Consider the following 19148-nt stretch of genomic DNA (forward strand, 5'->3'; position numbering starts at 1 on the left):
TCTCGTCCATTGACGAAATGTCTTTTTATCGTTGCTCAAAAACTAGGAAATAACCCATGAAATTGAACTCCAAGGTGAGTCGAATTTCCGCAGCTGTTGCCTTAGCTGTAGGATTATCGACCAGCGCTTTTGCCCAGGAAACTTCGTCGTCCATGCGTGGTGTCATTACTGGCCCGCAAGGTAGCCCTGCTGCAAATACTAAGGTTGTTATTATTCACCAGCCAACGGGCACGGTGAATGAATTTACCACCAATGATGAAGGTGTGTTTACCGCAAAAGGCTTGCGTGTTGGTGGACCTTATCAGGTTGTTCTGGATTCAGAAAACTACCGCGACGCGGTATTAGAAAACGTCTACTTAAGCTTAGGCGATACGTATCGCCTGACTCGTCAGCTTCAATCGACTGAGATGGAACGTTTAGTTGTTACCGGCTCGGCTTTGCTTATGGAAAGCGGTGGCGCGAGTAGCAGTTTCGGTGAAGAGACCATCGACAACATGCCAAGCATGGACCGTGACCTGAAAGACGTTGCGCGTATTAACCCGTTAGTGACAATTAACGGCGCTGGCGAAATGACGATTGCCGGTGGCGATCCGCGCATGAACAGCGTGACCGTAGACGGCATTGGTCAAAATGATGACTTTGGACTGAACTATGGCGGTTACCCAACGGAACAGCCTCCGGTTTCTTTAAGTGCCATTGAACAAATTTCAGTATCTGCAGCGCCTTTCTCTGTGAAAAAAGGTGACTTTTCTGGTGGTACCATCAATGCGGTGACTAAGTCGGGTACCAATGAATTTGAAGGTGAAGTTTTCTATGAATACTCAAGCCCTTCGTTAAAAGGCGACGTTGACGTTATTCGTGAAAACTACGGTGATTTAGACGAAAACGGTTATCGTACTTACGATACCGATTCGGTTGAACCAAACCAGACCATGTCAACCTTTGGTTTGGCGTTTGGCGGTCCAATTATTGAAGATAAGCTGTTCTTCTTTACCAGCTATGAAGAGTGGACTAACACGCTAGACCTGGACTACGGCTTTGCCGGCAGTGGCGCAACCAACGAGTTCGTTATTCCGGAAGCGGATTATAACGAATTCATGCGTATTTTAGACGAGCAGTACGGCATGACCGACTCACTGGGTGGTGATCCGGAAGATAAAGACCGTAAATGGCTGACAAAACTGAGCTGGAACATTAACGAAGCGCATCGTTTTGACCTGACGTATCAGTGGCAGGATAACGCTGCAGAGCGTAACTACGCGACTGGCGGCGACTATATTGCTCTGGCGTCTAACCGTTACACGTATCACACCCGTATGAACAACATTAGTGCGCGTTTATACAGTGACTGGTCAGCCAACTTTATCACTGAAATTGGCTTAACTTATAAAGACGTTGAAGCGAATTCATTGACCAACTCTGACATTGGTTCAGTGACGGTTGAACAATATTATCAAGGTCCATCGTTTGTTTTCGGAACCGACCGTTACCGTCATGCCAACGTGGCTAAGAACGATAACTTAACTTTCAATTTTGATGCGACCTACTTAATGGGCGACCACGAAATTGTGTTTGGTACCGAAATTGAGCGGTTGAGCCTGTATAACAAATTCGTTCCTGATTCGTTGGGTACTTGGGAATTTGATAACTTTGCTGGCTTTGAAGCCGGAGAAGTGGGTAACTTTAACGGCAACTGGGATTTCACTTACCAGAACGCTTACACTAACAACCCTGAAGATGCGGCGTATGAAGTTGAGCGCACCACCTTAGCCATGTATGTAGGTGACACCTTCTACGTGACACCAAGCCTGGAAATTAATGCGGGTCTTCGTTATGAGCGCATGAGCTCGGACGATACGCCAACGCTGAACGAAAACTTCCAGGACACTTATGGTTACACCAACCAGGAAAACCTGGACGGCCTGGATATCTTCCTGCCACGCATTAGCTTCAAATACTACACCGACAGCAGTTTAGTGGTTCGCGGTGGTATTGGACGCTTCTACGGCGGCGTGCCTAATGTTTGGTATACCAACCCGTTTACTAAAGACGGTATTACCCTGGTTCAGGCACCGGCCAGCGCTATTGCTGACTACTATGTTGGACGTACAGACGTTGATATCAGTGAAGTTCCGCAAGCCATTCAGGACTCTTTGCAACAAGGCAACGGCAGCACCAACTATACGGATCCAAACTTTGATCTGCCAAACGACTGGCGCGCTCAGTTAGCGTTGGATTATGAACTGGACATTCCTTATGTTGATGAAGGTTTCCGTGCAACCACTTCATTACTTTACGTTCGTAAGCAAGATGAGCCAGTTTGGTATAACACGGCAATTGTCCCTGCCGGCACTGCTGCTGACGGTGAGCGTATTATTTACGAATCACGTTATGAAGGTGACCGCGCGCAGAACTACGACATTATGCTGACGAATGCGCCTGAAAATGGCCGTAGCTATATATTCTCGCAAGCGCTTGCTAAGAAGTGGACAAATGGTCTGAGCTTTACCGCCAGTTACACTTATCAGGACGTAGAAGATAATGGTGCCGGTTCGTCGTCACAGGCAGCCAGTAACTATAAGCACTATGTTGCGAAAAGCCGTAACCAGGCCTTTACTGCAACGGGTAACTTTGAAATTGAGCACAGCCTGAAAATTACTCTGGGTTACGAGAAAGAGTTCTTTGCTGACTACGCGACTCGCTTCAATATGTTCTTCGAGCGCCGCTCAGGTCGTCCATTCAGTTATGCCATGGGCATGTATCAGGACGGTGACTTTGGTGATACCGCATTTGAAGGCTTTTACTCACAGTCTGCTTACTTGCCGTACATTCCAACTGGCCCGAACGATCCTAACGTTGACTGGGCTAACTCAATCAGTTGGGATGAAATGAGTATGTTGCTGGAAAACGCAGGCATTGAACCGGGTGGCTACATCTTAGACCGTAATACGCACAATCAACCGTGGGTAACGGATATTGACCTGAGCATTCAACAGGACATTCCTGGCTTTATGGACGGTCATAAAGGAACCTTGTATTTGACCATCGATAACTTTGCTAACTTGCTGAACAGCGACTGGGGCGTTGAGCGTCGTCTGCAGTATCCGCAAGTTAACCTATATGACTTAGGTGGGTTGTCCGATACGGGTCAGTACCAGATTGATCCGGTATACAATGGTTATTATCCGAATAACTATAACACCGTCGACTTAAACAGCTCCTCCTGGAGCGCTAAGTTAGGTATTCGTTATACCTTCTAACGGAAATACAGAGCCTCACATTTTGTGGGGCTTTTTTTTGAGCGTAGTTCACAGAATTGTCATAAATGGGCTATAACCTTTAAATGACTTGACTCACATAAACCATAACTGGGAAGAACAAACTATGTTTAACGCGACTTTTAAGCGCACAGCGGTTGCCGCTGCCATTGCTCTGGGGCTCTCTGGCGCTGCTGTGGCGCAGGAAACCTCATCTAGCTTACGTGGTGTTGTCACGACGGAATCTGGAGAAGTGGTTTCGGGCGCAACCATTCAATTACGTGATGAGCGTACCGGAACGGTGAAAACGCTTCGTTCAAACGAGCAAGGTACGTTTTCTTCACGGGGTCTGCCGGTTGGTGGCCCATACACTATCGTGGTTGAAGGTCCGGAAGGTCGCAACCAGGTGGTTGAAGATATTTATCTTACTCTGGGGGATTCACAGAACGTGAATGTTCTTCTGGAGCAGCAAGAGATGGAAGTATTAAGCGTAACAGGGTCGATGACCGGTAACGCGTTGTACGGCAGCAATAGCCCGGCAGCAAACTTTGATTTGGAAGATTTAGAGAATGCGCCTGCCGCAAACCGTGACTTAAAAGACCTGGTTCGCATAGACCCGCGTATTTACATTAATGAAACCAACGCCGGCGACATTCAGTGTGGCGGTGCTAACCCGCGCTTTAACAGCCTGACCGTTGACGGCGTTCGCATGAACGATAACTTTGGTTTAAACAGCAGCGGTTACCCAACTGAGCGTATGCCTTTTTCTTACGACGCGATTGAACAGGTAGCGGTAGAGTTTGCACCTTTTGATGTTCAATACGGCGGCTTTACAGCGTGTAATATTAACGCGGTAACCAAGTCTGGTGACAACGAGATGTTTGGTGGCGTTTTCTATGACTACACCAACGACTCACTGCAGGGCGACGAGCTGGAAGGCGATACCATTAATGTGGGCGACTTCAGCGAAAAACGTTATGGCTTTAACGTAGGCGGCGCGTTTATTGAAGACAAATTGTTCTTCTTTACGGCGTATGAAAAGCTGGAAGGCTCGGACACCTTTGATCGTGGTCCGGTCGGTTCTGGTGCGGCAACCGAAGTGGTTGGCGTAACTCAGGCAGACGTTGAGCGCATTGCTAACATTGCTCAGAACATTTATGGCTATAATCCGGGTGGCTTCCCTGCCAGTTTGCCGGTCGAAGATGAGAAATTCCTGGCGAAATTAGATTGGTATATCAGCGATGCCCACCGTGCGTCACTGACTTACAACTATAACGATGGTTTCTCTATTGCGGAATCTGACGGTGACTCTGACGAACTTGAATTCTCGAATCACTTCTACGAGCGTGGCTCGAAATTTACTTCTTACGTGGGCCAGCTTTACTCTGACTGGAGCAACAACTTCTCGACAGAAGTTCGCGTAGGCTATTCCGAGTTAGATGCTCGCGTTAATCCGCTGGGCGGAACCGATTTTGGTGAAGTACAAATTGGTGTGAATGACGCGACCGTTTATTTGGGTGCTGATGACTCGCGCCACGCGAATAAACTGAGTTACGACACCACGTTCTTTAAACTGAAAGGCACTTATTTGCTCGGTGACCACGTGCTTTCAGCGGGTATTGAGCGCGAAGAGTATGATGTTTTCAACTTGTTCGTTCAGGAAGCTCAGGGTGAGTATCGCTTTGCGTCTATTGACGACTTTGAGGCAGGGACTCCTTACGCCGCTATTTACGAGAGTGCAGCCGGTACAAACGACCCAAGCGACGCAGCGGCCGAGTTTGCGTATGCGGTGAACACCGCTTATGTGCAGGACGAGTACTACTATGCGCCCATGGATATTACTTTCACTTACGGTTTGCGTTATGACTGGTATACCAGTAACGACTACCCGGTGAATAATCCGCTAACGGAAGAACTGTACGGTTTCTCAAATCAGCAAAACATGGATGGCCAGGATTTATTGCAGCCACGTTTTGGGTTTAACTGGTTTGTTAATCAGGACTTAGAAGTTCGCGGTGGTGTCGGCTTGTATTCCGGTGGTAACCCGAACGTCTGGATTTCGAATAATTACTCAAATAACGGTGTGACTCAGTACGAAGCTTTCCGTGATTTCTCTGGTCAGTCATTGTTTGATGTGCCGCACACTGGCGACGGTAACCCTATCTTCGATATTCCTCAGGGAATGTACGACGAAGTGGCTAATGCGAATGGTGCCGGTCCTATCAACACCATGGACCCGAACTTTGAACTGCCAAACGAGTGGAAGTACGCGTTAGGCGCCACTTACACCTTACCTGACGACTATGTTTTGATGGCAGACTTCTTGTACACCGACAAGAAAGACGCGGCCATTATTTATAACCTGGGTCTGGAACAAGTGGGTACTGCTCCCGATGGTCGTCCAATCTTTGATGAGTTGTCGACCGATGGACGTGACCAGGGTGATGATTTCATGCTGACCAACGTACAGGGTGATTCTGGTTCTCAAACTACGGTATCGCTGGCGCTGGCGAAGTCGCATGACTTTGGCTTAGACTGGACCTTTGCTTACGCTTACAACAAAGCGGAAGACGTTAACCCAATGACCAGCTCGGTATCGTTCTCAAACTACACCAACCTGGCAACGGCGAATGCTCAGAACCCGGGTGTTGCGACCTCCAACTATGAGATCCCGCATCGCTTTACGTTCAGAGCCAATTACACGAAAGAGTTCTTCAACGGTTATGACACCACGGTCACTTTATTCGGAACTCGTAATAAAGGTCGTCCGTTCTCATACACTATGACCGACGGCGCTTTCGGTGACGTGGCGTATCAGGGACGTAGCTTATTGTACGTGCCGACCGGTCTGGATGATCCAAACTTTGTCGTAGGTACTGATGGTGACGGCAACCCGTTTGAAACCGGCGCCTTTTTCGATTTTCTGGAAGAGTCTGGTTTGAGCCAATACGCGGGCGGTGTTGCACCTCGTAACGAGTTCAACAGCAAATGGTGGACTAAAGTCGATTTACGTGTTGAACAAGAGCTGCCTGGCTTTATGGAAGGCCACACAGCGGCTGCGTTTTTCGTTATTGAAAACTTAGGCAACATGCTGAACGATGACTGGGGTGTGCTTTACGAAGCCAGCTTCCCTCGCGCTGTTACGGTTGCCGATGTTGAAATTAACGACGCAGGTCAGTATCAGTTCAATTCGTTCCGTGACTTCTCAAATGTTCAGGCACGTGCCGGTGCGCCGTCACTGTGGTCGGTTCGTTTAGGTGTAGAATACAAGTTCTAATCGTTTAATTACGTGTGAATAAACCGCCGCTGGTATTGCCCGCGGCGGTTTATTATTTTAATCTCCTCTTACCAAACACTAATTAGCCGACCCCATGGAACTGAGCTGGACCAGTCTTTTACCTTCCTTACTGGCAATTGTCTTCGCCATTATTACCCGAAAAGTTCTGTTAGCGCTTGTGGGTGGCATTATTTTAGCCAATATACTGCTGTTCTGGCCGGCACCCACCAGTATGGCGTATGGAACGCTGAACAGCACCTGGGACACCTTAATTGATCCGGGGAATATGTTGGTCTGGTTTTTCACTCTGGGTATTGGCGCTTTATTTGGGGTTTTAGAAAACGGCGGCACTTTTAAGCAGTTTGTACTCAAGCTAGAGCGTAAGCAGTGGATAGAAAGCAAGCGCCGGGCGCGGCTGATGACCTGGGTTCTTGGCGTCATTGTGTTCATTGAGTCTAACGTGACTATCATGATTTCCGGCACAACCTCCCGACCTATTTATGATCGGCTGGGTATTTCCCGTGAAAAGCTGGCCTACATTGTGGACTCGACCTGTGCTGCTGTTTGTATTTTAATTCCGCTGAATGCCTGGGGCGCGTTTAACCTGACGTTAATTTCGAATCAGGGAGTAGAGCAACCTCTGCTGGTCTTTATTCAGTCAATTGCGTTTAATTTTTACGCCATTTTTGCCGTGTTACTGGCGCTGTTCGTGGCTATTTTTGACTGGAACATTGGGCCCATGAAAGCTTTTGAAAAAAACGCCGTTCCGGATCAAGTCTCGCAAAACACCTGGGGCGATGGGCCAGATGAGGAAGCGCGATTTGGTAAAGGCACTGCGGTGGTCATGACCAGTCTGATTTCTCTGGTGGTCATGGTACCCGTTATGCTGTTAATTACCGGTAACGGTGTGTTGGTTGAAGGTAACGGCACCTTAAGTGTGTTCATTGCCATTTATACTGCGCTGGGTATAGCCGTGGTGGGTACGTTATTGACGCAGCCGGTCAACCTTTTGGATGTTGGGCAGTATGTATTAAAAGGTGCCTGGCGCATTCTGCCGTTGGCGGTCATTTTGTGGTTGTCTATCGCGCTGGGCGGATTGACTCGTGATTTAGGCACCGGAGAGTTTCTGGCGGCGGCACTGGACGGTTCAGTAGCTCTGTGGATGCTGTTACCGCTCATTTTTGTGTTGTCGGCTATTACCGGGTTTTCGATTGGTTCAAGCTGGGGCACCTTTGCCATTATGCTGCCGTTGGCCATTCCTCTGGCAATGACTCTTGGTTTGCCCGCTGCGCCTTTTATTGCGGCGGCCATATCGGGCGGTATTTTTGGTGACCATGCGTCGCCCATATCTGACACCACCATTATTGCTTCGATGGCGTCGGGTGTGGAGCATATTGATCATGTGAGAACCCAGCTGCCTTATGCTTTACTGGCTGGGCTTGGGGCAACCATTGCTTACGCGATAACCGGGGTTTTTATTTAGCGTTGCCTTTGGCGGATTTGCGGCGTGCGCGGAAAAAACGGCGCAGAATGTCGCCGCACTCATCTGCCAATACACCGCTGTGCACGTCTACTTTGTGGTTCATTGAGGCGTGGTTGATAACGTCAATAGCGGTGCCGGTGGCCCCGGTGCGTGGGTCGGTGGCACCAAACACCAGCCGTTTAACCCGTGCATGAGTAATTAAACCCGCGCACATAGCACAGGGCTCCAGGGTGACGTACAAAGTGGCGTTGACCAACCGATAGTTATCGATAGTCTGTCCGGCAGCGCGGATGGCCTGAGCTTCGGCATGAGCGGATGGATCGGACAAGGAGATGACTTGGTTATAGCCTTCACCAACAATTTTATCGTCCATAACCAACACCGCGCCAACCGGCACTTCGTCTGCACTTTGTGCTTTTTCAGCAAGCTCTAACGCTCGCTGCATATAGATTTCATCGGTTGTCATGGCGGCGATTTTAGCGCAGGATATTACCCAGTACCAGAATAACCATCCGCACGCATGCAGGAGAGAACAATGAAAAAGCTTGTAACTAGCTTAATACTGGCCAGTAGTCTGGGGTTTAGTGCTCATGCTGCGGCGCAGCAGTCACCGGTAAAAGTAAGTAGTGACTTAGAAGCGCAGGTCATTGAGTGGCGCCGTCATCTTCACGCTAACCCTGAACTGAGTAACCGCGAGTTTGAAACGGCGAAAATGGTGGCTGAGCATTTACGTTCTCTGGGCATGGAAGTGGAAACGGGTGTCGCGCATACCGGTGTGGTTGGTTTACTGAAAGGGGGCAAGCCGGGACCTACCATTGCGTTGCGTGCGGATATGGATGCGTTGCCGGTCGTCGAAAAAACCGATGTTCCGTTTAAATCGACGGTTACTTCTGAGTATCGGGGCGAAGAAGTGGGTGTGATGCACGCCTGCGGGCACGACACTCATGTGGCGATGCTGATGGGCGCAGCGACCAAGCTGGCGCAAATGAAGGATGAGCTGGCGGGTAATGTTATGTTTATTTTTCAGCCAGCAGAAGAGGGCGCACCTAAAGGTGAAGAAGGTGGCGCAGAGCTAATGCTGAAAGAAGGGTTGTTTGCTGACTTAATTGCTGAGAACAAGCCGGAAAAAGTGTTCGGTATTCATGTTTGGGCGGGTTTTCCGACCGGGCATGTGGGTTACCGCAAAGGGCCACTTATGGCGTCTTCCGATCAGTTTGAAATTACCGTAAAAGGAAAGCAAGCGCACGGCTCAACGCCGTGGGCCGGTGTTGATCCTATTGTCACCTCCGCGCAAATCATTAACAGTGCGCAAACCATTATCAGTCGCCAGACCAATATTACTAAGGCGCCGGCCGTATTGTCTTTTGGTATTGTTGAAGGTGGTGTGCGTAATAATATTATTCCGGACGAAGTGACGTTAATTGGCACCATTCGTAACTTCGATATGGATATTCGCTCGGATATTCACGCTAAGTTAAAGCACACGGCTGAACATGTGGCGAAAGCCAATGGTGCCGAGGCCGACGTTCATGTGGAGTTGGGCTATCCGGTCACCAGTAACGATCCTGAACTGGTGGAGCAAATGCTGCCGGTAACGAGAGCGGTTGCTGGTGCTGACAAAGTGCAGGAAGTTCCTCTTGTCACCGGCGCAGAAGACTTCTCTTATTACGCGCTGGAAGTTCCCGGAATGTTTGTGTTTTTAGGGGTAACTCCTCCAGAGCGTGATATGGCGAGTGAGCCGAGTAACCATTCGCCTTATTTTTACGCCGATGAAGACGCGTTAAAAACCGGCACCGAACTTTATGTGAATTGGGCGCTGGAATCACTCTAATATGCCGAAGTCTGTCGTATCGCTTTTTGCTGCCGTATTGTTTGCCGTTACTCTGATAACGGCCTGTAGCCCACAAACCCGCCCCAATGCTATGACGGTAGTACAAGAACGTCAGGTATTACGGGTGGGAACCCTGATGAACCCGACCAGTTATTATTTTGATCACGACCGTGAGCAGGGGTTTGAATATGACCTGGCGAAACGCTTTGCCGACCGCCTGGGCGTGGAACTGGAAATGGTACCGCGCTTTGATGTGAATGATTTATTCACTATGTTACGTCGCGGTGAGGTCGATATTGTGGCGGCGGGTCTGGATCGGACTTCCAGTCGGGCTAAGGTCTTTCGTTTTGGGCCCCCGTACGATGTGATCAGTCAGAAAGTGGTTTTCAAGCAAGGCTCACGTCAACGTCCACGAGATTTACAGCAGATTACTGATGGCGAAATTGTGGTGGTTGAGGGCAGTTCTCATCATGAGTTTTTGCAGAGCCTGGGCAACAGTATTCCGACGTTAGAGTGGCGGGCAACCCGCGATCACGACGCAGTTGAGCTTTTGCAGATGGTGATCAACGAAGAAATAGACTACACCATTGCTGACAGCACGACGTTAGATGTGCAGCGCCGTTTTCACCCCGACTTAAGTGTAGCCTTTACGGTCAAAGAAGATCAGGATATTGCCTGGGCGTTACCTCAGGGCACTGACGACTCGCTGTTCTCCGCTGTTGTGGAGTATTTTGGTGAAATTCGTGCCAGTGGTCGTCTGGCGCATATTAAAGAACAGCATTTCGGGCACGTAAACCAATTTAATTATGTGACGACCAGCTTGTTTATTGAAGCGGTTAACCGCGTTTTACCGCGTTATACCGACTTGTTCAAAGAACATTCGGGCTCATTGGACTGGCGTTTGCTGGCGGCTATTTCTTATCAGGAGTCTTTGTGGGACCCGCGGGCGGTATCGCCAACGGGCGTGCGCGGTATGATGATGCTGACCCTGCCAACGGCGAAAGCAATGGGGGTCAACAGCCGACTTAACGCAGAGCAGAGTATTCGTGGCGGTGCACGGTATCTGGAACGAATGTTGGACCGGGTACCGGCAAGAATTCCTCAACCCGACCGAACCTGGTTTGCGTTAGCGGCGTACAATATAGGATTTGGGCATCTTGAGGACGCGCGCATTATTACTGAGCAGCAAGGGGGCAACCCCGACCGTTGGGTGGATGTGAAAAAGCGTTTGCCGCTGTTGCGACAGAAACAGTTTTACCGCCATACGCGCTATGGCTTTGCCCGCGGCGACGAACCGGTAAAATATGTGGGCAACATTCGTCGTTTCTACGACACATTAAAGTATTTGGATGAACAGGGACGGCTGTAATGCACAATGCGGCACGTAAAATTAGGTAGATGATATGAAAAAGATAGCGGTTATGGTGATACTGGCTTTTGTACCAATGTTTGCGTTGGCACAAAGCCTCGGTGATAAAATTGAGTTGTCTGTAAAAGGCGAGGTTATTGAAGCGACCTTAGCCGAGCGTTTGCCATCGCATAATAGCTACCGTCTGACCTTTGAGGATGCCGCTGGCGATACTCAGCATTTAGGTTTCTTACATCAGCGTGGTAAAAACCAGCTTATTAGTCTGACCCATCCCCAGGTGGGAAAAGTGACGATACGACGTGTCGATGGCAAAACTTACACTCAGTCAACAAGCCGTAAACCGTCAGAGCCTGTCAAGCCGAAGCAGCAGGTCAAGCCTTTGCGTATCGAGCAGGCGTTTCAGGTGGCACCGCGTAAATCGGCGTTACGCAAAGCCAACAACGCACAAATTACCGCCACCGTTACAAACTTTGATGAAAACATTGATGTGCTGTTTTTGTACGACGAACGCTTGCTGGGTTACGCCGAAGACAACGACTATGATCTGGCGTTGAGTATTGAAGCGGCAGTGACCACCAGCAATGCTATTTTCGAACGCTCGCTGCTGCCGGTTGAGATGTCGGTTGCCGGAGTCGAAGTGTTCCGGCCTGATTCTACCAGTAGCTTTCCGGCTGAAGACCCCAATGCTGTTTTAGACGAGTTAGTTGATGATCAGCGTGTTGCCCGCTTGGTGGACCGCTATCAGGCTGATGTAGTGCATTTTATTGGTGCGGATAACCCCGACGTGTGTGGTATTGCTTTTATTGCGACGGAGTTTAATGTCAGCGATAACCTGGTTAACTTTGTCAGTGGTGTGTCGGGCGCGGGTTATACGGCGCTGTCGTGCATGGGCTCAGGTACCGTTGCGCATGAAGTGGGACATAATTATGGGTTAATGCACGACCGGTATACTTTAGCGGATAGCGAAAGTGGCGGTGACGGAAGCCAGGAAAATTATCACATTCCATACGGTTACATTGAAGGTGCCGGGCGCTTTTACACAACCATGTCTTACGGTTCGGTCTGCCGCAGTGAATTTAGCGATGGCAGTTGCATTGATGAAGCGGTGTACTCCAACCCCAATTTGGTTGATGAAAATTTTGGCCTGCCAATGGGTAAGGCGGCGTCGCAGATCGACGCGGCCAATGCGAGTAAAGCAGCACAGCGCAGCGCGGTTGTGTGGGCGAATAATGCGTCGCGGACTAACCTCGGTCCGATGGCAGCCAGCCGGACCGGTGACGGGCAGCTAACCTTAAGCTGGCCTGCGGTGGAAAATGCCGATAATTATGCGCTGGCCGGTGGACGCTGCGAACAATACGGTGCAGTAAGCCGTGAACAGCTTTTGGATTTGCAGGGTTTTAATACGAATTCGGTGGCTTTGTCCGGCATACCCAGCGGCGCAACTGACTTGTGTATTATTGCAACCGAGGACCTGGCGGATGGTGCTGTACGGTGGCGTTTTGTCAGTAACCTGAGCGTTAGCGGCAACTTCTCTGATGCTAACCCTAATTACGTACTGTTGGATAGCAATGTAATGGAGCTGGTTAAAGCGGGTGACCAGACCAGCCTGACTATTGAATTATCCGATGCGGAAACCAGCAATGAGTCACTGCAACTGGCGGTTCCAACCACCGCGAGTGGTACAGAGGTGAGCCAGACTATTGGAATTGAAACCGCTGCGCAGTGGTTTGACTGGGCGGTAAGCGGAACCGGCGATACCCGTACGATGACGGTTACGCTAACCACCGATATTGATGATGTAGCCGCAAGTCTGGATAAAAACAGCATTTTCAATCCCTTCCACTGGCGTTTGCAGGTGATTAATACCAACTTTACTGACTTTTCTGTCGCCAGCGGCGTCTGGAATGACCCTTCCAGTCTGGTTGGGGCAAAACCGCAAGCGTTTTTGAGCTCAGGTGAACGCGTAGGTGAATTGTCAGCACTGGATAGCCAAATCAGTTTGTTCAATGTGAGCAGTGATGTTGGTGTTTCGGTAGTGAATGTTAGCGATGAGCTGATAAGCGACTTTGCTTTCACTGAAGTGGGCGGTGGAGTTGATGGCGAGCGGCGCTTCGCTTTAACCGGAACCGTGGGTATTGTTGATTCGCCACAGACCACTGAGCTGAGAATTGATTTTGACGACGGTAGCGACAGTCTCCGTTTGCAGATAACCGTGACCCCCAGAGCGATAGCCCCAACAATAACGGAGTTTTCAGCATCGGGTACGACGACTGAACAAGCAACGCGTTTAACGGCTGGCATTATTGATGCTGATTTGAATCTGGACCCGGATAGCCTGCAATTGGTGGAAATACAAGATGATGGCACTGAAGCTGAGATCACCGAGTTTAGCTTTGCTGACGGCGTATTCATTGCGTCGCTGGGGCGGATTGAGGCCGGAAGCTATCAGTATCGCTTAAGCGTTGCTGACACCGAAGGCAATAGCGAATCTGCAATCGCTCGTTTTAGAGTAACCGCGGCGGCGACGGAGTCCGGTAGCAGTGGCGGGCACGCCGGTTGGCTCTTGGTGCTGGGGCTTGTGGCTTTGGGGCTACGCAAACGCTTAGCCTGACATAAATGTCAGGCTACTGGAACTGCAGCTCTTTATAGCTGAAGTTGGCTTTGACTTCTTTTTGCATCCATTCCAGCATAACAAAACAGCGGGACTCTCCGTCTAGCTTCACAATTTTAGCCAAGAACCCACGGAATGGACCTTGTTGAATTTCTACTGTGTCGCCGATTTTAGGTGCTTGCTCATCGGTTAATTGATCCACGCCACGCATTTGATCAATCCAGCTCTGTGGCACTTTAGGAATGTTATCGCCAAAGCGTAAGACCCCGGCGACGCCGTAGGTACTGCGCAGTTTGTAGAATTGCTCGATGATATCGTCGGGTTTAACAAAAAGATAACCCGGGAACATAGGCTCCACTACCGAAGTACGCACACCGCGACGAACTTTTTTGACGGTGAGTTTAGGGGCAAACACACCAAAGCCCTGATTCTCCAGGTTGAGTATGGCGCGTTCTTCCTGTTTGGGTTTGGTACGAACGATGTACCAGACGTCAGATTCGAGTTCATTCATAACAGGTCCTTTTGTTCGTCGGCGGCTGATCTTTCCACATTCCCTGCGGTTAAGCAAATTAGGCCGGACAGCAAATTGACAGCTGCGATATTATCAGGCACCTTAACGTTAAAATAACAATAGGGAGAAACAAATGGAATTTAGGCACGGTGGCTTTTGGTTGCGTTTAGTGGCGGCAATTATAGACGGCATTATCCTTCAGGTTGGATTGTTCATTGTTGGCTTAATTGTGGGTATCTTCGTTGGCATTTTTATGGGTGTTGCTGGCGCTTCAACGGAAGACATCCAGTGGGTTTCAATGTCTATTGGGTATGGTATTGGTATTATCGGTCAGTGGCTTTACTTCACCATCTTCGAAATTTCAGGCTGGCAGGCTACACCGGGTAAGAAAGTACTGAGCTTAAAAGTAACCGACATGGAAGGCCAGCAAATTGGTTTTGGTCAGGCCAACATCCGTTACTGGTCTAAAATTATTTCAGCGCTGATTCTGTTCATTGGTTTTATCATGATTGCCTTTACCGAGAAGAAACAAGGTTTGCATGATATTTTTGCTAAAACCTTAGTCATTAAAGATAAGCCTGCATAAAATCATTGCAAAAAACTGGGGCGGCAAGGTAAGCTGAACAGGTCTTTCAATGCAATAAAGGCCTAAGTCTATGCGAGCCAACCGCCTCAGACGTGAAAATAACTCCCGCCGCCGCGCTGTTATTCGTAAGCGCAGACAACGCATTATAGAGCGTCGCGAAAAGTGGTTCCGCTTAGTTAACCGTGAAGGCACCCCGAAAATCGAGTAGCGCGGCGTTTACGTCAGGTTTGATATTGCACCTGACAGGAATGTCAGGCTACTGTATAATCTGCCAGCAAAAATCGCCCAGCTTTGGAGACCTTGCTTGTGGAAATCTACCGCGGTGCACCTGCCTTATCAGCCTTCAAAACAACGAAGCAACTCGAACAACTGAAACAGGCAGGTATTCCTGTCAAAGAGCTGTATGCCGAGTATCAACATTTTGTTGATTTGCATGACGAACTCAGCGACGAACACCGCTCGGTATTAGTCCAACTGCTAAAATATGGCCCTGAGCTGCCGGCGCATGAGCCGCAAGGCGCGTTAGTGGTTGTTATACCCCGTATTGGTACGATTTCCCCCTGGGCTTCCAAAGCCACTGACATTGCGCACAACTGTGGATTGGAAAACATTCACCGGGTTGAGCGTGGCGTGGCTTTCTATCTGCAGGGCGACTTGTCGGCAGAAGAGCTCAAGCAGGCGGCGTTACTGTTGCATGATCGCATGACCGAAAGTGTGTTGTACGACATGAATGACGCAGAGCAGCTTTTTCGCTCACACGAGCCACAGCCGCTGTCTTCAGTTGATATTCTGGCTGGTGGCCGCGAAGCATTAGCACAGGCCAATATCAGTTTGGGTCTGGCTCTGGCCGATGACGAGATGGATTATCTGGTAGAGAACTTCCGTAAGCTGGATCGTAATCCTAACGACATTGAGCTTTATATGTTTGCTCAGGCAAACTCGGAACATTGTCGTCACAAAATTTTTAACGCCGACTGGACTATCGACGGCGCAGAGCAGCCGAAGTCGCTGTTCAAAATGATTAAAAACACCTTTGAAACCACGCCAGATTACGTACTGTCAGCGTATAAAGACAACGCAGCCGTAATGGAAGGGCACGAAGCCGGGCGCTTCTATCCGCATCCGGACAGCATGAGCTACGGCTACAGCCACGAGCCTGTGCATATTCTAATGAAGGTAGAAACCCATAACCACCCAACCGCTATTTCGCCATACCCGGGCGCGGCCACTGGCTCTGGTGGTGAAATTCGCGATGAGGGCGCTACAGGTGTTGGTTCTAAACCAAAAGCGGGTCTGGTCGGCTTTAGCGTTTCTAACCTGAACATTCCGGGCTTTAAGCAACCCTGGGAAGAGAATTACGGCAAGCCAGCGCGGATTGTGTCGGCGCTGGATATTATGCTGGAAGGCCCCTTAGGCGGCGCTGCCTTTAACAACGAATTTGGTCGTCCGGCTCTGACCGGTTACTTCCGTACTTATGAGCAAACGGTCGACAGCCACAATGGCCGTGAAACCCGCGGTTACCATAAGCCTATTATGATTGCGGGTGGTTTGGGTAATATTCGTGAAGCTCATGTACAAAAAGGTGACATTTCTGTCGGCGCTAAGTTGGTGGTACTCGGTGGCCCAGCCATGAACATTGGCCTGGGCGGCAGTGCGGCTTCTTCTATGGCGTCGGGCGAGTCTACTGAAGATTTGGATTTTGCGTCAGTTCAGCGCGAGAACCCGGAAATGGAGCGCCGCTGTCAGGAGGTGATCGATCGCTGCTGGCAGTTGGGGGCAGACAATCCTATTGCCTTTATTCATGATGTCGGCGCAGGTGGCTTGTCGAATGCTATGCCAGAGCTGGTGAGTGATGGTGGTCGCGGTGGCCGCTTTGAACTGCGCGATATTCCGAACGACGAGCCGGGCATGACCCCGCTGGAAATTTGGTGTAACGAGTCGCAGGAACGCTACGTTATGGCGATTGCGCCAGAAAACATGGCGCGGTTTGAAACCCTGTGTGAGCGTGAGCGGGCGGAGTACGCGGTTATTGGTGAAGCCACTGAAGAGCTCACCATTTTACTGAACGACGCCAAGTTCTCGAACCAGCCTATTGATTTGTCGCTGGACATTTTATTAGGCAAGCCGCCGAAAATGCATCGCGATGTTGCCAGTGCTCAGGCCGAAGGTATGCCTTTGCATTTGGAAGCGGCTGACCTGAACGATGCGGCCGACCGCTTGTTGCGGTTACCGGCCATTGCCGAAAAAACCTTCTTAATTACCATTGGTGATCGTAGTGTCACGGGCTTGGTCGCGCGCGACCAAATGGTCGGTCCCTGGCAGATACCCGTTGCTGACGTTGCGGTTACGGCGGCGAGCTATGACAGTTACCACGGCGAAGCCATGGCGATGGGCGAGCGCACGCCGCTGGCATTGCTGAACTTTGGAGCGTCGGCACGTATGGCCGTAGCGGAATCGCTGACCAACATTGCTGCCGCCGATATTGGTGACTTAAAACGTATTAAGCTGTCAGCGAACTGGATGGCGGCAGCCGGTCACCCGGGTGAAGACGCTGGTTTGTACGAAGCGGTTAAGGCCGTGGGCGAAGAGCTATGCCCTGAACTGGGTATTACCATTCCGGTGGGCAAAGATTCCATGTCGATGAAAACTCAGTGGCAGGAAGAGGGTGAAGATAAGGCCGTGACGGCGCCAATGAGCCTGGTGATCACCGCCTTTGGTCGGGTAAACGACATTCGCGCTACTTTGACGCCGCAGCTGCGTACTGACAAAGGTCAGTCGCACCTTATACTTATTGATTTAGGTAAAGGTAAAAACCGTTTAGGTGGCTCTGCACTAGCGCAGGTATACCAACAGTTGGGGCAGCACACGCCTGATCTGGATGACACCGATGCCTTTAAAGCCTTTTTTAACACTACCCAGCAATTGGTCACCGAAGGCCGTTTACTGGCGTACCACGATCGCTCCGACGGCGGGTTATTCACCACCGTAGCGGAAATGGCGTTTGCCGGAAACTGTGGTGCGACAGTGGCACTTGACGAAGTAGGCAAGGACAATTTAGCGACCTTGTTCAGCGAAGAGCTGGGCGCCGTTATTCAGGTCAGCGATGAGCAGTATCAGCAAGTGATGGACGCTTATGAAGCTGCCGGCCTCGGCGACTGTGTTAAACGCATTGGTGAGCCCACGCACGAAGACGCTATTGTCTTTACCCGCGATGGGCATGATGTGCTGGCGCAGAGTCGCACGCACTGGCGTACCGTTTGGGCGGAAACCACCCACCACATGCAACGTCTGCGTGATAACCCGGTCTGTGCTGACGAAGAGTTCCGCCTGAAACAACGTGCTGATAACCCGGGGTTACAGGCAGACTTAACTTTTGACCCTGCTGAAGATGTGGCTGCTCCTTATATTGCGAAAGGCGCCGCGCCGAAAGTGGCTATTCTGCGTGAGCAGGGCGTGAACTCGCATTATGAAATGGCGGCGGCGTTTGACCGTGCCGGGTTTGAAGCGGTTGATGTTCATATGAGTGATATTCTGGCGGGCCGTGTGTCGCTGGATGACATGCAGGCGCTGGCCGCTTGTGGTGGTTTCTCGTACGGTGACGTATTAGGCGCCGGTGAAGGCTGGGCAAAATCCATTCTGTTTAATGACCGTGCACGCGATCAGTTTGAAGCCTTCTTTAAACGTAACGATACACTGGCGCTGGGCGTATGTAACGGCTGTCAGATGCTGTCTACGCTAAAACAATTGATTCCGGGTACCGAACATTGGCCCCGTTTTGTGACCAACCGGAGCGAACGTTTTGAAGCGCGTTTTAGTTTGGTTGAAGTGCAGAAATCTCAGTCGGTTTTCTTAGGCGATTTAGCCGGTTCGCGGATGCCAATTGCGGTGTCTCATGGTGAAGGTCGTGCGGAGTTTGCTACCCCTCAGCAACAGTCACAGTTAGAGCAAAATGCTCAGGTGGCCTTGCGTTACATTGATAACTGGGGCGAAGTGGCTGAGCAGTATCCGGCGAACCCGAACGGTTCACCTAAGGGCATTACGGCGGTAACCAATGAAGACGGGCGCGTGACCGCGATGATGCCACACCCTGAGCGTGTATTCCGTACGGTAGCCAACAGCTGGCACCCGGATGAATGGGGCGAAGACAGCCCGTGGATGCGCATGTTCCGCAACGCCCGCAAGCACCTCGGCTAGCGGGCGTGTAGCCTGACGTAAACGTCAGG

At 50.3% G+C, this 19148-nt stretch carries 11 protein-coding genes; 9 read left to right on the forward strand and 2 right to left on the reverse strand.

Annotated elements, in window-relative coordinates; translation table 11 throughout:
- Positions 1 to 56: 56 nt before the first annotated feature.
- From RBK99_RS07060 to RBK99_RS07070, 3 genes are all read left to right on the forward strand, one after another.
- Positions 57 to 3260, forward strand: a complete 3204-nt coding sequence (locus tag RBK99_RS07060) for a TonB-dependent receptor (RefSeq protein ID WP_317503928.1) — start codon at positions 57 to 59, stop codon at positions 3258 to 3260.
- A gap of 124 nt (positions 3261 to 3384) precedes the next feature.
- Positions 3385 to 6534 carry a TonB-dependent receptor gene (locus RBK99_RS07065; RefSeq protein ID WP_317503929.1) on the forward strand — a complete coding sequence of 1050 codons (3150 nt, stop codon included), beginning with the start codon at positions 3385 to 3387 and terminating at the stop codon, positions 6532 to 6534.
- A gap of 94 nt (positions 6535 to 6628) precedes the next feature.
- Positions 6629 to 8017 (forward strand): Na+/H+ antiporter NhaC family protein, encoded by a 1389-nt coding sequence (locus RBK99_RS07070; RefSeq protein ID WP_317503930.1) that lies wholly within the window; start codon positions 6629 to 6631, stop codon positions 8015 to 8017.
- On the opposite strand, the gene tadA is transcribed toward RBK99_RS07070, so the two are convergent.
- Positions 8010 to 8483: a tRNA adenosine(34) deaminase TadA gene (gene tadA, locus RBK99_RS07075; RefSeq protein ID WP_317503931.1), complete on the reverse strand. Its 474-nt coding sequence runs from the start codon at positions 8481 to 8483 to the stop codon at positions 8010 to 8012. The two genes, RBK99_RS07070 and tadA, sit on opposite strands and share 8 nt — an antisense overlap.
- Positions 8484 to 8552: 69 nt before the next feature.
- Here tadA and RBK99_RS07080 point away from each other — a divergent pair, with 69 nt between their 5' ends.
- The 3 genes from RBK99_RS07080 to RBK99_RS07090 are packed head-to-tail and all read left to right on the forward strand — an operon-like array spanning position 8553 to position 13828.
- Complete coding sequence (locus RBK99_RS07080; RefSeq protein WP_317503932.1) at positions 8553 to 9848, forward strand: amidohydrolase; 1296 nt, start codon at positions 8553 to 8555, stop codon at positions 9846 to 9848.
- Between the two features lies 1 nt (position 9849).
- Positions 9850 to 11217, forward strand: coding sequence for a membrane-bound lytic murein transglycosylase MltF (gene mltF, locus RBK99_RS07085; RefSeq protein WP_317503933.1), 1368 nt, complete (start codon positions 9850 to 9852; stop codon positions 11215 to 11217).
- 34 nt (positions 11218 to 11251) lie between these two features.
- Complete coding sequence (locus RBK99_RS07090; protein ID WP_317503934.1) at positions 11252 to 13828, forward strand: zinc-dependent metalloprotease family protein; 2577 nt, start codon at positions 11252 to 11254, stop codon at positions 13826 to 13828.
- Between the two features lie 13 nt (positions 13829 to 13841).
- Here the strand turns inward: RBK99_RS07090 and rfaH are convergent, their stop codons facing one another.
- Complete coding sequence (rfaH, locus tag RBK99_RS07095) at positions 13842 to 14339, reverse strand: transcription/translation regulatory transformer protein RfaH (RefSeq protein WP_317503935.1); 498 nt, start codon at positions 14337 to 14339, stop codon at positions 13842 to 13844.
- Positions 14340 to 14472: 133 nt separating this feature from the next.
- Here rfaH and RBK99_RS07100 point away from each other — a divergent pair, with 133 nt between their 5' ends.
- The 3 genes from RBK99_RS07100 (at position 14473) to purL (ending at position 19119) form a co-directional block, all read left to right on the forward strand.
- Entirely contained in the window at positions 14473 to 14925 is a 453-nt protein-coding gene (locus RBK99_RS07100) for an RDD family protein (RefSeq protein ID WP_317503936.1), read from the forward strand.
- 70 nt (positions 14926 to 14995) lie between these two features.
- Positions 14996 to 15133, forward strand: a complete 138-nt coding sequence (locus RBK99_RS07105; protein ID WP_317503937.1) for a hypothetical protein — start codon at positions 14996 to 14998, stop codon at positions 15131 to 15133.
- Positions 15134 to 15231: 98 nt separating this feature from the next.
- Positions 15232 to 19119 carry a phosphoribosylformylglycinamidine synthase gene (purL, locus tag RBK99_RS07110; RefSeq protein WP_317503938.1) on the forward strand — a complete coding sequence of 1296 codons (3888 nt, stop codon included), beginning with the start codon at positions 15232 to 15234 and terminating at the stop codon, positions 19117 to 19119.
- Positions 19120 to 19148: the final 29 nt, after the last annotated feature.

Origin of the sequence: Idiomarina solivarensis (assembly GCF_033052755.1) — a bacterium.
Lineage (GTDB): Bacteria > Pseudomonadota > Gammaproteobacteria > Enterobacterales > Alteromonadaceae > Idiomarina.

Excerpts from the sequence above, each read along its gene's own strand:
- RBK99_RS07060 (WP_317503928.1), top strand. The coding sequence starts at position 57 with ATGAAATTGAACTCCAAGGTGAGTCGAATTTCCGCAGCTGTTGCCTTA.
- RBK99_RS07065 (WP_317503929.1), top strand. The coding sequence starts at position 3,385 with ATGTTTAACGCGACTTTTAAGCGCACAGCGGTTGCCGCTGCCATTGCT.
- RBK99_RS07070 (WP_317503930.1), top strand. The coding sequence starts at position 6,629 with ATGGAACTGAGCTGGACCAGTCTTTTACCTTCCTTACTGGCAATTGTC.
- tadA (WP_317503931.1), bottom strand. The coding sequence starts at position 8,483 with ATGACAACCGATGAAATCTATATGCAGCGAGCGTTAGAGCTTGCTGAA.
- RBK99_RS07080 (WP_317503932.1), top strand. The coding sequence starts at position 8,553 with ATGAAAAAGCTTGTAACTAGCTTAATACTGGCCAGTAGTCTGGGGTTT.
- mltF (WP_317503933.1), top strand. The coding sequence starts at position 9,850 with ATGCCGAAGTCTGTCGTATCGCTTTTTGCTGCCGTATTGTTTGCCGTT.
- RBK99_RS07090 (WP_317503934.1), top strand. The coding sequence starts at position 11,252 with ATGAAAAAGATAGCGGTTATGGTGATACTGGCTTTTGTACCAATGTTT.
- rfaH (WP_317503935.1), bottom strand. The coding sequence starts at position 14,339 with ATGAATGAACTCGAATCTGACGTCTGGTACATCGTTCGTACCAAACCC.
- RBK99_RS07100 (WP_317503936.1), top strand. The coding sequence starts at position 14,473 with ATGGAATTTAGGCACGGTGGCTTTTGGTTGCGTTTAGTGGCGGCAATT.
- RBK99_RS07105 (WP_317503937.1), top strand. The coding sequence starts at position 14,996 with ATGCGAGCCAACCGCCTCAGACGTGAAAATAACTCCCGCCGCCGCGCT.